Here is a 14,227-nt window from a genome sequence, read left to right on the forward strand (position 1 = left end):
AGACGTGAGATAATATAAGTGATGAAAAAAGTTACTTTCTATCTCGCGTCTTTTTTGATTGCTTCTAGTTTGTTAGTGACGCCACGGGCAGTTGAGGCTCAGTCTGTCGATGCTACGGCTGATTCTGAGATTATAAAAACGCTTGAGCGAAATTGTAGTTCCGTAAGAGTTACTATTAAAAACATCCATACCAATGACGCTCTAACTAGGGTAAACGTTGGACAGAGATATAATTCTATTTCTACCAAACTTATGGCCAGGCTGAACGGTCGATTGGCAATCAATAAGCTGGATAGCTCAAAGTTAGTGAACATTACTAATGAGTTCGAGTCGACGAGACTTAAGTTTAATAGCAATTACAACGATTACGATACTGCTATGACTGATCTTCAGCGTGCAAATTGCTCTAATAATGTGGCGGACTATTATCAAAAATTGACCGTCGCTCGCGAGGCTCGTAATAAACTTTCTGAGGATGTGAAGATATTGGATGAATTGTTAGTGAGGTATAAAGAAGAAGTGCAAGCTATTAAAAATTCGCTGTCTGGAGGTTCTAATGAATAGGGCTAAGGAATTATTTCGTAGCTATAAATTCGCTACGTTTATTGGGCTGACTATTGCGGCCTCGGTTTTACTAGTATCGATTGCAATGTTTATGTATTACAAGACTGACGCTTATCGATTGGATTTGAGTCGTCCAGAATACGCTTCTCGCCGCAAGCAAATTAGCAAGGATGCGAATGAAAAAAGTCACGAATTTGACGCGCAAGGCACAGTAAATAAGGATACATTGAAGGAATTTTTGGGAATTTATAATAAAGAAGTAGAGAACGTTAATAAGATTAAAGCGTTTTCTAATGATGTGTTGAGCGATAAAGAATTGGGTTTATCTAACAATTAATCTTTATCTTCTGGTTATTGAGGTTGGGGTCGGCAGAGTCGCCAGAAGAACTCCTTCGCGATCAAAGTTTTGTAACAATCGATGTCGCATTTCAGAGGTAACAGACCACTGATCGGATGGCTGAGTTTTTCCGGCAATGATCAATTCTGTTCCTCGTCCAGTAATATCACCAACGGAAACAAATTTAGGCGGATCGATAATTTTCTTTTGCCAAGCCTTTTCTTTAGCCAATTCTTGACCGGTGGCGTTAATGATGTCTGTAACTGCAGAAATGTCAGAACTTGGGTCAATATAAATACTGAAGCGCGACATACTATAGCCCATAGTTTTATTTATAACGTGCTGAATTGTGCCATTTGGAACATAATGAACATTACCCTCGGAATCTCGTATAACAGTAGTGCGAGTACCAACTCTTTCGACGGTTCCAGCAGCTCCCATTACGTCAACGACATCGCCAACACGATATTGATTTTCGGCGATGATGAAAATACCAGACAAGAAGTCCTTAACGAGCGATTGAGCGCCAAATCCTAACGCCACACCGATTATACCAGCACTAGCGAATAGCGGCGATAAATCAAATAGGAATAGTTTATTGGCGACAATTGCGGCGACATAGAAAATTATAATAATTTGCCAGAAACTGCGAGTTAATTGGATGAGAGTTTTTTCGCGCTTTTCTATGTCTTTACGGTGCCAGGAACGATGTTTGGCGGTGGAGCGTATAGAATAATGTATAGTCCAAGATAATAAATATTTCCCCAGAAAATAAACAAAAACAGAGCCGATAATAATGCTGACTGTGTCAATAATGCGCTCACTAATTAGCCAGCCAAAGTTATTGCCATGCAACCATTGACCTAACGTAGAAGAATCTAAGAACTGTTTTATAAGCTTATCCATTATTGATTTAGTATAATAGAAAATATGAGTTTTGTCGATCCGAATCAATTTATTATTACCAGAAAACGTAAGAAGTATAAATTTGCTTTATTCCACAACTCACCTCTATGTTTTGAGTTTGACGAGTGGATAAAGCGGAAAGTCGATTGTTTGGAAATCGGTGCTGGAACTGGACTATTCAGCGTGGAGCTTGCATTGCGTCATCCCGAAAAAACGTTTTTAGCAATTGACGTGAAAGGTGATCGATTACAAAAGGGTGCGAAAATTGCCGAAGAAAAAGGGCTGGAGAATGTGTTTTTTGTTCGAGCGCGGGCTGACCAAATAGACCAATTAGCAGAGCAGAATTCTTTGGAACAAATTTGGGTAACATTTCCTGATCCGTTTCCGAGGAAGCATAGCGCTGGGCGTCGCTTGACTCATCCTAATTTTTTGAAGAAGTATTCTTCATTGTTAAAATCGGACGGATCTTTATTAATCAAACACGACGATCATAATTTTTTCTGTTGGAGCTTGGAGCAATTGGTGGCAGAAAAATGGCAAATTAAAGAGTTGAGTTTTGATCTTCATGAATCCGCGCTAAATGACGAATATAAAATAATGACGACTTACGAACAAAGGTGGATTGGCGAAGGAAAAACTATTAATTTCGCAAGAACTACCCGCTAATAAACGAAAGGAATATTATGCAATTTAACGATTATTCAACTAAAGCAATTTCTACTTTAACAGATAAAGATTCTCATAAATATGGCGATGTTGACGCGAGATTGATGGCACAGATATTGGGATTAAGTGGCGAATCTGGCGAAGTTATGGAGAAGTTTAAGAAAATTTTACGTGATAAAAATGGCGAGATCTCGGAGAATGACCGCGACGCAATAATAAAAGAGCTCGGTGACGTGTTATGGTATGTTAATTCTGTGGCTCATTTGCTTGACTGTAGTCTGGAAGAAGTGGCTCGCAGAAACAACGACAAACTGCTCAGTCGCCAGAGTCGGGGGAAGATTCACGGCAGCGGCGATGATCGCTAATTTTTAGCTAATTGCTCGCGAATCCATCCGTCGATTGTGCCGGCGCCCATACACAGGACGAGTTTTCCAGAGTTCCTTGCCGCGGTTATTTCTTGCCATAAATTATCGTCTAATTCGGCAAAATGAACTTTTTCTTTATCGATATTTTTAGCAAGTTGTTGTGACGTCAAGGTTGGTAAATCTGGATTTTCCCTAGTTAAGTAAGTTGGCAGCCAGTAAATTTCGTTGGCATCATGGAAAATATCATTAGTGTATTGGCCGATTATTTCGTGCTGGCGAACATTTTGGTGTGGCTGATAAACCAGAACTACATCGTCTGACAACTCTTTAGCCATCTGTAATGTCGCTTGAATTTCAACCGGGTGATGTCCATAGTCAGAATATAGATTTTCGGCGAGCTTTTCAAAACGTCGTCCTGATCCAGGGAAGGAATTTATTGCTTGGTATATTTCTGATTCCTCCGTGTCTACTCCCATATGCTTCAAAGCTTCAATCGCCAAAGTAGCGTTCTTTCGGTTATGCTCGCCGGGTAGAGTGATATTTTTATTGGAATCGTGCAAGATTGTTAGATTTTTTTCATCAAATATGGTGGAACTTTCTTGCCACGCGATAACTTTTTTAGATTTTTCGCCGAACTCGCGGAAGGCGTCTAAGTAAGATTCTTTTGTTGGATATGTGTCTGGATGGTCGTAGTCAACAGATGTGATGAGGCTAATTTCTGGAGAAAAATGCAAAAAGTTGCGGTCGAATTCATCACACTCGTATACGAAAAATTGGCTATTTTTATCAAATGTTCCGCTTGGCCCAAAGCTTAAAGTTGAACCCACAGAATAACTGACAGGAATTTGCAATTGCTCCATTGTCCAGACTAGCATACTCGTTGTTGTGGTTTTTCCGTGAGTACCAGCGACCGCGATAAGCTTCAGGTTTTTATCGGCGATTATTTGCGCTAGTAACTCGTCACGTTTGCTGGTTTTTATGCCTAATTTTCGCGCCAAGACTAATTCTGGGTGATTTTCCGGTAAAGCAGCGGTGTAAATAAACCAGTCAAATGGTGATTTATCGTGTTCTGACTGCAAGAACGCGCCAGATTGATCAAAAGAAATAGGAATTCCGGCTGATTCTAATTCGTTTGTGATAAGACTTGGTGATTTGTCGGAGCCGCAAACGTCATACCCAGCCTCTAAAGCAATTCTACTTAGTGGTCCGATGCCAACGCCGCCAATTCCTGAAAAATAAATTCGCATACAAATATTATACCACCGCAGTGATAGTAATATTCACGTCATTGGGATAATTTGCTATACTAAAATTATAGAGAAGGTGGTGGGATGGCTATAGATAAGAAAAAAACCAAGTTTAGAATTAAGCGGCTCAGTCAGATTAAGACTTGGCAGTTGGTTATTTTATTGATTATGTCTGGTTTTATTTCGGCAACTTTTTTGAGGCTGAATAATGTTGGTATGGTCGAGCGACGAGAATCTGTAGAAAATGCAGATAAGGCTGGAGATATAGTCAATCTTCAGCAGCGACTATACGATTTACAGCGTTATGTATCTACGCACATGAATGCTGATCCGGGGAAGATTGCGCTGGATCATACGTATAAACAAATGTATGACCGGAAGCTGAAAGAGTTCGAGGAGGAGATAAAAAATCAGTCTAACAATGACACTGTGTCGAAGGTTAGGGCTGTCTGCGATGCTAGGGCACAGCAAGGCGGTTACGGCCGATTTACGACACAGGCGGATCCGAGGTACATCAATTGTATTAACGAGGAGTGGGCGAAATATCCTGCCGCGAAAGCCACTAACTTGCAGTTTGAAGCGCCTTCAACCGAGCCATATTATCATACCTTCGTTTCGCCGATATGGTCAGCTGATTACGCGGGGTGGTCTTTGCTAGTGACGATATTTATTGCCATGATTATCGTAATGAGGTTGGTTGTTCTGGGGATGTTAAAGTTGATGCTTAGACGACGAAATAAGCTTTTTTAGCTTGACAGGGGTGATATAGAGATAGTAATCTATATAGGTATATCATTAATAGGAGGTATATAACCAAATGGCTTATAAACATACCAACTCAAAGGGCATCACATATTACTTGCACAAGACTGACGTAACTTTGCGCGGCGGCAAGACTCAAACTATTTACTTCTTCGCTAAGGTTGAGAAGAATGAAAAGGGTACACCATGTGATCTACCAGAAGATCGTATTGTGAAAGAAAACCCACGCAACGGCTTTTTGACAATTTCTAAGAAAAAATAGTCCTTTGCTTGCACCATAAGCGCGTTTGGTGATATAGTAGAACCAAACAAACAGGTGCCATAACTCCTCTGTAAAAAGCAGGGGAGTTTTTTGTGGGGTTGATTATTTGTGGATATTGTGGTATAACAGTTACTATATGAAGTCGAAGACGGTTGAAGTGTTGGAGCTTGCTAGACCAAACAGAGCGGGCGTTATTGATGTTGTTGATTCGGACGGTAATGTTGTGCCGTTGGACTATTTGGGCGAAGATTTTGTTCCTGATGCGAATAGTTATAGTGATGAAGATTTTACGAAGAGAAATAGAATTATAGTTGAGATGTGTGATCTTTTCGGCAGGATTCGTCGTCGTGCTGGCTTTGCCGAACGTCATAGAGGTCGTGGCGACTATGATCGAGCTCGTCGCATAGAAAGAAACAGGGGTAGTGATATTTCTGAAGTTGGCAGACTTGCTATGAATGCTTGTGAAGCGTGTCCACTTAAGCTTGATTGTGAACTGTATGGTAAATTAGGAGGGGCTGTCCTAAGTGATGTTTTGGATTATAAAAAAGTTCGCACAGCCACATCTCTGACTAAAGCGGGCAAGAAGCGTCCGGGTTGGAATAAGGGTTGCATAGATAATAATGCGTAAAGAAAAGCCCCCTTCTGAATGAAGAGGGATTTTTCTTGGTGACCCAAGTGCATCTACATTGGAACCATATCTGTAGCGAGATTCTGAGCTGGAGACGCTTAATAGAGGCGACCACCCCTTCAATAAAGATACCTAACCACCATTAAAGTATATCGTAACAGAATGTGTTAATATCAATAAATTATCCTCTTGACTACTTTTTACGTTATCCAGCCTGATAAATTCATAAATCAGCACTAAATGTCGCGGTTGGGTTAGACTAAGATTGCTACAAAGGGCTAATCGAGGTCGCTTATTTAGGAGATTGACGATATAATCAAAATAATGAAGAAAAACTCTCAAGCACAGCTCCAGGGTATGTTACTCGGCTTAGCCATAGGTGACGCTCTCGGTGCTCCTGTTGAACACGGTTACACAAGTGATGAGATTGCTGGTCGTAAAGAAGAATTGCGTCATATGCACGATGAAGCACACTTTCCTCGTGGCGTCTGGACAGACGACACTTCTATGGCATTATGTTTAGCAGATAGCTTGCTGGAATGCGGCGGCTATGATTCGTGGAACGTTATGGATAAGTATTGCAAATGGCAATCAGAGGGCTACCGCTCGTATTTTGATTATGGCGAGGGTATCGGCATGCAGACGCTTATCATGCTGGATATGTACGCTAGCGGTTACGCTATTGTTCACAAAACGATGAATCGGAGCGATGGTGCTGGCAACGGCGTTGTAATGCGTCTCGCACCAGTCGTGATAGCTGCCTACGGCAAACGAGATATTCGTGACGTGATACGACTTGCTCAAGTCTCTGCTAGAGAAACGCATTACTCCTATGAGGCTGAAGCTGCTGCTGAAGTATTTGCTGCCATACTACACAACGCTATCCATCTAAAAGACAAAACATATATTATAGATGTTAGTAAGTATAGTACCGGCGCACACTACGACCAGCTGCTGAACAAGCTAAAAGAGAGAGTTGAGACAGATAAGCTCAAGAATAAGCCGGGTTATGTTGTATACACCCTCCAGATAGCTTTATGGGGCTTTATGAACTATGACACATTTGAGGATGGAATATTGGCAGTTATGTGTCTGGGCGGCGACGTCGATACAACTATGGCGGTGTACGGACAATTAGCTGGTGCATACTATGGACTTGATGCAATACCGAACGAATGGCGGCGTGATGTTTATCAAGGGAATGATATTATTGAACTAGCGGATAGCCTAGCCGCAATGGACGATTGCTCTGTCCTGTATACACGGTTTGAGGAAGATGTGACTTAATACAAATTAGGAAGAGAATGACTATATGAACAAAATAACATTAGAAACCGCTCAGCAACTACTAGCCACAAAAGAGTTTAGCTACAAGGATATTAACCCAAGCGAAAGAGGAATATTCTTAGCGGCGCTTATTGAGAATGGTAAAGTCGCCAAAGAAGGAACTAACCACCACTCAAATATCCCCAAAGGAACGCTGATTAGTGAGTGGTATTTACGGCATAAGCTAGGGCTGAGTGGAGTGATTAAGCACGACCTATACACTTCGCTTGAACTATGGGAGTTAGATGATAAGCGATATCAAGTTATCTATTATAAAACCTTTGGCTTAGGTAATTATGTTGAAACAAAATCAGAATTCTATGACGATAAAGACTCTGCTCGGGCTCGCCTTGACGAAGAATCTCGTAGACTTGAAGCAGAGTTATCTCGCCCTGAGCGATAAAACCTAGAATCATCTTTTGCCAAAATAAGTCATGCTAGGTACTGCTACTTTTTGTGCTTGGATTGTTGTATGATAAAACAGATCTAATAAATGCGTATGATGACGATAAGGCAATGATAGCCGACTAGCTACAGCGACTAGAGCGTCAGCAAGCAATACGAGAGACTGATATTGATGTTGCTCTTGAGATTTGCGAGATGTAGATAGACAATGGGTACTGGCTTCGCCGAGCGCTAGGACAAGGTTCCAAAACATATTATTCCCACAGGGGGTTGATATATGACTATAAAAACCATAGGTTTGAAATCAGTGAAATCAGTGTATTTTACAGAATACTACCAACCAAAAAAGGCTCTCCAGAGCCTGAAAAACCTTTCTTGGTGGCGGGGGTAGGATTTGAACCTACGACCTTTTGGTTATGAGCCAAACGAGCTACCAGGCTGCTCTACCCCGCGATACATAATTATGATATCAGCTTAGCACAATAATTGCAACACCTTAGTGTTTATGACTATTGCCGCCAAATAGAAAGTTCATCCATTGCTGGAAATTGCTGTCAGTCCGTTTCGTGTTTGATGTGAATTTTTGTGTAGGCGTGGCGCTTTCGAAAGATTGGGTGATGAGCTGTTTTTCGCCAGGTAGACCTTTTCCCGTGCGCTGTCTAATAGTTAATTCTTGATACTCTTCGCTTTGATAATATTTCGATTCGTATTCCAGCAAGGCGACTTGTAATTTTTCTATTTCCACTTGCTGGCGTTTGTTGTCGATAGAGCGTTGCAATTCGTAATTTTTTTGCATTGATTCAATGGAGCCCCAAGCCCAACTCATAGCAATTAAAATCGCAGCAGCAATAACGACATTATTTAGGGTCAAATAGTCGTGCTGTATTCTGTAAATTAATCGTTTGAGTTTTAATTTGTTCATTTTTGCAAATTTAATATCTACCACATAATATTGTAGCAGGAATGGTAAAAATATTCATCTTATGATTATCAAATTCGAATTCAGAATGTGGTGGGGGCGGCTGGGATCGAACCAGCGACCAATCGGTTATGAGCCGACTGCTCTAACCCCTGAGCTACGCCCCCGTGAGACTTATTATAGCGCATCAGAGGTAATTATAGAAGTTTTCCAGCGGCAATTCGCACGGCTTCTGACCAAGAAGTAAAACAATGCGGAGTGGACGCCAGCTCTTCGCTGGTAATTTTATGTCGAACAGCCAGGGCTAGCTCGGCTGCCATATCGCTAGCGTGCGGTCCGGCGATCGTTCCGCCTACGACAACTCGCTTCTTGTCAACGATCAATTTCACAAAACCTATTCGCTGGTCGGTAATATTGCTGCGTACGGTAGTCGTGAGCGGAACAATTGCTATTTTTGCGCTTATTCCTTTCACCTTACAATCATATTCATTCATTCCAATTTGAGCTATTTCTGGCTGAGTAAATGCAACTTGTAGGCGTGGGGAATCATTGAATTTAATCTTATTATTATGTAGCAAATTATGAGCCGCAATACGACTCTGCGCTAAAGCTGTGTGGGTTTGGATGTTAGCGTCAGTTACATTTCCTGCGGCAAAAATATGCCGAGCGGAAGTTTGCAGGTAAGAATTAACCAAAATGCCATTTTCGGTATATTTTACGCCAGCATTTTCTAATCCTAAATCTGTCGCAGGCAATTGTTGGTCGGCAATTAGAATCTCATCAACGCGTACAGATTTTTCTATTCGCCCTTGCAGAAAAGTGACGCGCTTTTGTATAGATGATTTTTGTATAGCGATAATCTTAGTGCGAGCTAAGATTGAAATATTGCGATTTTTTGCGTCATTCGTAACCAAAGCACTGACTTCTGGGTCAAATGTTGATAATATTCTGGGCGATTTCTCTGCTACGTAAACTTTTGTTCCCAGGGTGGAGAAGATGTGCGCCAATTCTAGTGCCGTAGCTCCCGCGCCAACAATGAACATGGTTTTTGGTGGGCGCTTTAAGCTAAAAATAGTTTTTGGAGTGTGGCAAGAAACGGCGCTTAACCCAGGTATTTCTGGAATTTGCCAATCAGATCCAGTTGCAATGAGAAATTTACGAGCAGACAAGTGTCTTCGATTGATAGCTATTTCATTCGGACTCAAGAAATGCGCATTGCCAGCAAAAACACTAATGCCTTGCTTCTCGTAATAATAGCGATTACCACCAGCTCCAGTTCTCTTTACAACTTTGTCTTTCCAGGAGAGTAGAGAAGGGTAATTATACCCAACCGAGTTAGTGCGCAGCCCAAACTTAGCGGCATCTTTGGCTGTTTGATAAACGTTAAGAGCGTGAGTTAAGAATCCAGTTGGTACATCTCCCCAGTTTGGTGATTCCCCGCCGAATGTTGATTTTTCTACAACAGCAACTTTTTTTCCGGCACTTGCTAATATGCTGGCTGCAGGTGAGCCACCAGCGCCACTACCAATTACGATATAATCATAGTCAAAAGTTGGTTTTTGCGACATCAAATCTCCTAAATTATGGTTTTATAATTTTTATATAAATAAGCCGCGTCAGGATGTAGAGTTTTCATAATGCGTTGTGCTTGGCGGCGGATATCGGCAGAGGTTATTTCTGGGTGAGTTTCGCACCAATTCATAACGCCCAGAGTGACGGTTTTTGCAATGTCTTGAGCTTGACCTTCTGGTGTGCGAACGCTTAGACAGGTGGCAATTATGGAATTGTGGAGCTTATCTGGACTAAACTCCTCTGGTGGTCGTTTTCCTTGTTTGATGACGTCAATTTGACCTGGCTTTACCATAGATTGCCTCCATAGCTAATGACGCCAATAACGCGGTCGACAAATAGGAATGCTGCCAAAATTAGTAAGCTACCGCCGCTGGCGAATTGCAAAAATCTCTTATGATCTTCTCTCCAACGTTGTAAATTAGAGATGCTGCGTCCGCTGCCGATCAAGACGATAACGACAAACAACGGCAGTGTGGACACAATGACGTAGATCGCTACGCTGACGATTTGCAAGAAGGGGCTTGGTAGGGTGATAATAGCCAGACTAGCGGCGATAATTGGCGCGATAATAAATATGATTTCTGCAATAACGCTAATTATTCCCAGAGCAAAGCTTTCTATGGAATTTTTGGTTTTTTTGGTGCGTTTGTTTAAATATTCTGCAAAATTACGTGGAAGCCATAATGAAGTTCCTGGTCGTCGTCGGAAGTAGAACGCCCAAATTGCGATTCCTAAGCCGAACATCATCCCTGAAGAGACGGCGGCAACGAGTTGCTCTGCGCTGGTGGCGTGGTGGATGAATAGTGATAAGAAATAGGAGATTGAGCTAATGAGCAGTAGAGTGATTGTTGAAACACCAAATACAAAACTGTTGCTCATACGAAAAATTTTTCTCTGGGCGGTTTTTTTGCCAATCGAATGTCCGCTAAGTAACGTTAAAACACTGACGCTAAGCTGAAAACTAGCGTGGATAATCGCTGCAAAAATTATGGTGGCCAGTGATGAGATTGTTACGGGGGTCATTTTTGTGTATAAATCCTTCCCTACCAGTGTACCACAAGCGGAATGAAAAGGTAAATAATGACCGAAAAAGGTATTGCTTTTTTGTCAAATTTATGATAGTATAAAGACAGTTAAATAATTAACACAAAAAAGGAAAAAATATGGAAATTAACACCAGTGAATTAGCTGAATTTTTAGAAGTAACCCGAAAAAAGGATTTAGCAACGTGGGAGCGTCAGCGTAATTCATGGGAATTGGATAGCTTTGTGTCACGACGATTGGCTGCTTTGGACGGCGTTCAATCCGAAGAGCTTGAGCTAATTTAATTCAGTATCTATAAAAAAATTCCCCGCCGTATTGACGAGGAAAGATAATTTCTGGTAGCACCGGGTGGACCCGAACCACCGACCTCAGGCTTATGAGTCCTGCGCTCTAACCAGCTGAGCTACGGTGCCACACTGCATTGATTGTAACAGATAGTATAAAATTTGCCAAATACGTTTTAGGTAAATTGTGAGATAATGGATATGTGAGATATATTATCGCAGTCAGCGGTGGGATTGATTCGGTAGTTTTGCTGGATTTGATGTCGCGAACGGAAAAAGATTTGGTGGTCGCTCATTTTGATCACGGAATTCGTGAGGATTCGGCGAGTGATGCTAGATTTGTCGAGGCTTTAGCTGATAGATATAAAATACAATTCGTTTGTCGGCGCGAAAAATTGGGGGCTGATGCCAGTGAAGAATTAGCGCGCCAAAGGCGTTATGAATTTTTGCGTGGCGTGGCGACGGATTTTGATGGCGTGATAGTGACGGCGCATCATCGAGATGACATTATTGAAACTGTAGCGATGAATCTTAAGCGTGGCTCCAGATGGCGAGGCTTGGCGGGAATGAGTGATAGTCAAATAGTTAGGCCGATGAATAGCTGGACGAAGCAGAGAATTTATGAATATGCGATTCGTCAGAAATTGGAATGGTGTGAAGATGAGACAAATCAAAGCGACTTGTATCAGAGGAATAAATTTAGGCGTAAGATAAATCGCGAGCTTGATGAATACCAGAAGCTTGGAGTGTATGAGGCGTGGCGAAAACAGAGAGAATTAAGAGGAAAAATTGAGCAGGAAATAGAGAAGTTTGATGGAGAAGTCCTGGGGCGGTATTTTTTGACGATGATAGATGATAATGTCGCACAAGAATTACTATATTATTACGTTTTACGACATTATGATGTGTCGTTACTGGGTTCTCAATTGGAGCGTATGCTAATTGCTATAAAAACTGGGAAAGCTGGCTCTTGCTGGCAAGTTGGTGGCGGCATTGTGATGAAATTGACGCTAAGAAGTGTTATAATAAAGAGAGTTTGATTAGTATAGGCGAAAGGATTAGTTGAGAATGGCTGTTAAGATGCCTCAAAGAAATGGAAAGAATAGAATAAGTCAAATTTTACGATTTGGATTGTTTTGGGCAATTATAATTTTTGTAGCGTTAATTTTTTACGCAACACTCTTCCCTGCGTCAAATCTTAAAGATGTTGCATTATCTGATGTGGTGCGTCGAGCAAATGACGGTAAAATTGCTCAATTGGAGATTCAAGGAAACGATATTAAGATTACTCCGAAAGATCAATCAAAACCTACCGAGCATTCAGTCAAGGAATCTAGTAGTATTTATGAGCAGGGCTTGAACAAGGATGCTAAGGTTGAGGTGAAAGTTATCCCGCCATCAACAACCGGCGAAACTATGTGGAACCTGGCGGTTATGGTTGTGCCTGTGCTGATTATCGTGGTGTTCTTCATGTTTATGATGCGCCAAGCTCAGGGTCAAAATAATCAAGCCATGGGATTCGGTAAGAGTAAGGCTCGCCTGTATGGACAGGACAAAGAAAAGGTTCTGTTTACAGATATCGCTGGAAATGATAACGCCAAGCAAGATTTGCAGGAAGTTGTTGATTTCCTCAAACATCCGAAGAAATATAAAGATTTGGGCGCAAAGATTCCAAAAGGCGTATTATTAGTCGGTAATCCTGGTACGGGTAAGACGATGCTAGCCCGAGCTGTTGCTGGCGAGGCTGGTGTGCCATTCTTCTCAATTTCCGGTTCTGAATTCGTGGAAATGTTTGTTGGTGTTGGTGCTAGCCGAGTGAGAGATCTGTTTTCAAAGGCTAAGAAAAATGCTCCATGCATCATCTTCATTGATGAGATTGACGCTGTGGGTCGTAAGCGTGGCTCTGGTATGGGTGGTGGTCATGACGAGCGTGAGCAAACCTTGAACCAGATTTTGGTAGAGATGGATGGTTTTGATGGCGAAACGAATGTTATTGTTTTGGCGGCAACCAACCGCGCGGACGTTTTGGACCCAGCTTTGCTTCGACCTGGACGATTTGACCGACGTGTGAATATTACATTGCCAGAACGTAAAGATCGTGAGGCAATTCTAAAAGTTCACTTTAAGAAAAAGCCAACTGATGAAACTGTTGATCTTGATAAATTGGCGGCAAAAACCGCTGGCTCGTCTGGTGCGGACTTGGCGAATATGGCCAATGAAGCTGCAATTATTGCCGCTCGTCGCAACAAGAAGAAGATCTCAAATGACGAATTAACTGAGGCGTTTGAGCGTGTGGCAATTGGCCCAGAGCGCAAGACTAAGATAATGAACGATCACGAGAAAGAATTGACTGCTTATCACGAAGCTGGCCACGCAATTGTTGGTCACGTCTTGCCTGATTCTGACCCAGTCCACAAGGTTACGATTATTCCGCGCGGCGGTACTGGCGGAGTAACATGGTTCTTGCCGCCAGAAGATAAGAGCTACACAAATGTTTACGAGTTTAAAGATATTTTGGCTCGGGCAATGGGCGGACGAATCGCTGAACAATTGATTTACGGCGATGACGGAATCACTACTGGCGCTGGTTCGGATTTGCGAAAAGCGACTGAAATTGCCCGTGATATGGTGATTGAGCAAGGAATGGGCAAGGGCTTACGCGATCAAGTATTCCATGAAGATAACGGCGGCTTGATGTTCGATAAAATGACCAGAGAGCGTCCGTATTCTGATGAGACTGCGAAGATGATTGATGAGGAAGTCGCGCAATTGATTACCGAAGCTAAACATCGTGCAATGTTGGTATTGAAAGAAAATCGTTCGTTCCTTGATAAGTTGGCTGAGGCTTTACTAAAGGAAGAAACTCTGGAAGAATCTGAGGTTGACGAGATTCTTAAAGGCACTAAATTACCAAAAGAAGCTAAACTGCATTCGTAAAAT

18 protein-coding genes and 3 tRNA genes are annotated in these 14,227 nt (G+C 41.9%); 12 read left to right on the plus strand and 9 right to left on the minus strand.

The window, feature by feature from the left end; genetic code table 11:
• Positions 1–21: 21 nt before the first annotated feature.
• Both LRM42_RS03410 and LRM42_RS03415 read left to right on the plus strand, forming a co-directional pair.
• Entirely contained in the window at positions 22–564 is a 543-nt protein-coding gene (locus LRM42_RS03410) for a hypothetical protein (RefSeq protein ID WP_243816755.1), read from the plus strand.
• Positions 557–901, plus strand: a complete 345-nt coding sequence (locus LRM42_RS03415) for a hypothetical protein (protein WP_243816756.1) — start codon at positions 557–559, stop codon at positions 899–901. Before LRM42_RS03410 ends, LRM42_RS03415 begins: the two co-directional genes overlap by 8 nt.
• Before the next feature lie 3 nt (positions 902–904).
• Here the strand turns inward: LRM42_RS03415 and LRM42_RS03420 are convergent, their stop codons facing one another.
• Complete coding sequence (locus tag LRM42_RS03420; protein WP_243816757.1) at positions 905–1,807, minus strand: mechanosensitive ion channel family protein; 903 nt, start codon at positions 1,805–1,807, stop codon at positions 905–907.
• A gap of 24 nt (positions 1,808–1,831) precedes the next feature.
• Between LRM42_RS03420 and trmB the strand changes: the two genes are divergently transcribed.
• Positions 1,832–2,473, plus strand: a complete 642-nt coding sequence (trmB, locus tag LRM42_RS03425) for a tRNA (guanosine(46)-N7)-methyltransferase TrmB (RefSeq protein ID WP_243816758.1) — start codon at positions 1,832–1,834, stop codon at positions 2,471–2,473.
• 17 nt (positions 2,474–2,490) lie between these two features.
• On the plus strand, positions 2,491–2,838 hold the full coding sequence (locus LRM42_RS03430) for a nucleoside triphosphate pyrophosphohydrolase family protein (RefSeq protein WP_243816759.1): 348 nt from the start codon (positions 2,491–2,493) through the stop codon (positions 2,836–2,838).
• Here the strand turns inward: LRM42_RS03430 and LRM42_RS03435 are convergent.
• Positions 2,835–4,085 (minus strand): UDP-N-acetylmuramate--L-alanine ligase, encoded by a 1,251-nt coding sequence (locus LRM42_RS03435; RefSeq protein ID WP_243816760.1) that lies wholly within the window; start codon positions 4,083–4,085, stop codon positions 2,835–2,837. The genes LRM42_RS03430 and LRM42_RS03435 overlap by 4 nt on opposite strands.
• 84 nt (positions 4,086–4,169) lie before the next feature.
• On the opposite strand from LRM42_RS03435, the gene LRM42_RS03440 reads away from it, so the two are divergent.
• The 5 genes from LRM42_RS03440 (at position 4,170) to LRM42_RS03460 (ending at position 7,466) form a co-directional block, all read left to right on the plus strand.
• Positions 4,170–4,835 carry a hypothetical protein gene (locus tag LRM42_RS03440; protein ID WP_129634679.1) on the plus strand — a complete coding sequence of 222 codons (666 nt, stop codon included), beginning with the start codon at positions 4,170–4,172 and terminating at the stop codon, positions 4,833–4,835.
• Positions 4,836–4,902: 67 nt separating this feature from the next.
• Positions 4,903–5,109, plus strand: coding sequence for a hypothetical protein (locus LRM42_RS03445; RefSeq protein WP_082001355.1), 207 nt, complete (start codon positions 4,903–4,905; stop codon positions 5,107–5,109).
• Between the two features lie 136 nt (positions 5,110–5,245).
• Positions 5,246–5,737 (plus strand): hypothetical protein, encoded by a 492-nt coding sequence (locus LRM42_RS03450; RefSeq protein ID WP_243816761.1) that lies wholly within the window; start codon positions 5,246–5,248, stop codon positions 5,735–5,737.
• A gap of 324 nt (positions 5,738–6,061) precedes the next feature.
• Positions 6,062–7,024, plus strand: a complete 963-nt coding sequence (locus LRM42_RS03455) for an ADP-ribosylglycohydrolase family protein (protein ID WP_243816762.1) — start codon at positions 6,062–6,064, stop codon at positions 7,022–7,024.
• 25 nt (positions 7,025–7,049) lie between these two features.
• Positions 7,050–7,466: a hypothetical protein gene (locus tag LRM42_RS03460; protein WP_243816763.1), complete on the plus strand. Its 417-nt coding sequence runs from the start codon at positions 7,050–7,052 to the stop codon at positions 7,464–7,466.
• 378 nt (positions 7,467–7,844) lie between these two features.
• On the opposite strand, the gene LRM42_RS03465 is transcribed toward LRM42_RS03460, so the two are convergent.
• The 6 genes from LRM42_RS03465 to LRM42_RS03490 form a co-directional block, all read right to left on the minus strand.
• Positions 7,845–7,921 (minus strand) — tRNA-Met (locus LRM42_RS03465).
• 43 nt (positions 7,922–7,964) lie between these two features.
• Complete coding sequence (locus LRM42_RS03470) at positions 7,965–8,390, minus strand: hypothetical protein (RefSeq protein ID WP_243816764.1); 426 nt, start codon at positions 8,388–8,390, stop codon at positions 7,965–7,967.
• A gap of 88 nt (positions 8,391–8,478) precedes the next feature.
• Positions 8,479–8,554, minus strand: a tRNA-Ile gene (locus tag LRM42_RS03475).
• A 30-nt stretch (positions 8,555–8,584) separates the two neighbouring features.
• Positions 8,585–9,955: a dihydrolipoyl dehydrogenase family protein gene (locus LRM42_RS03480; protein WP_243816765.1), complete on the minus strand. Its 1,371-nt coding sequence runs from the start codon at positions 9,953–9,955 to the stop codon at positions 8,585–8,587.
• 8 nt (positions 9,956–9,963) lie between these two features.
• Positions 9,964–10,251, minus strand: a complete 288-nt coding sequence (locus LRM42_RS03485; RefSeq protein ID WP_129631704.1) for a hypothetical protein — start codon at positions 10,249–10,251, stop codon at positions 9,964–9,966.
• Positions 10,245–10,982 carry a hypothetical protein gene (locus tag LRM42_RS03490; protein ID WP_243816766.1) on the minus strand — a complete coding sequence of 246 codons (738 nt, stop codon included), beginning with the start codon at positions 10,980–10,982 and terminating at the stop codon, positions 10,245–10,247. Before LRM42_RS03490 ends, LRM42_RS03485 begins: the two co-directional genes overlap by 7 nt.
• 140 nt (positions 10,983–11,122) lie before the next feature.
• Here LRM42_RS03490 and LRM42_RS03495 point away from each other — a divergent pair, with 140 nt between their 5' ends.
• Positions 11,123–11,287: a hypothetical protein gene (locus LRM42_RS03495; RefSeq protein WP_164999847.1), complete on the plus strand. Its 165-nt coding sequence runs from the start codon at positions 11,123–11,125 to the stop codon at positions 11,285–11,287.
• A gap of 52 nt (positions 11,288–11,339) precedes the next feature.
• On the opposite strand, the gene LRM42_RS03500 is transcribed toward LRM42_RS03495, so the two are convergent.
• Positions 11,340–11,416: transfer RNA gene (locus LRM42_RS03500), tRNA-Met, on the minus strand.
• A gap of 74 nt (positions 11,417–11,490) precedes the next feature.
• Between LRM42_RS03500 and tilS the strand changes: the two genes are divergently transcribed.
• Positions 11,491–12,327 carry a tRNA lysidine(34) synthetase TilS gene (tilS, locus tag LRM42_RS03505; protein WP_243816767.1) on the plus strand — a complete coding sequence of 279 codons (837 nt, stop codon included), beginning with the start codon at positions 11,491–11,493 and terminating at the stop codon, positions 12,325–12,327.
• 28 nt (positions 12,328–12,355) lie between these two features.
• On the plus strand, positions 12,356–14,224 hold the full coding sequence (gene ftsH, locus LRM42_RS03510) for an ATP-dependent zinc metalloprotease FtsH (RefSeq protein WP_129745095.1): 1,869 nt from the start codon (positions 12,356–12,358) through the stop codon (positions 14,222–14,224).
• Positions 14,225–14,227: the final 3 nt, after the last annotated feature.

Source organism: Candidatus Nanosynbacter sp. TM7-075 (genome assembly GCF_022828255.1).
Classification (GTDB): domain Bacteria; phylum Patescibacteriota; class Saccharimonadia; order Saccharimonadales; family Saccharimonadaceae; genus Nanosynbacter.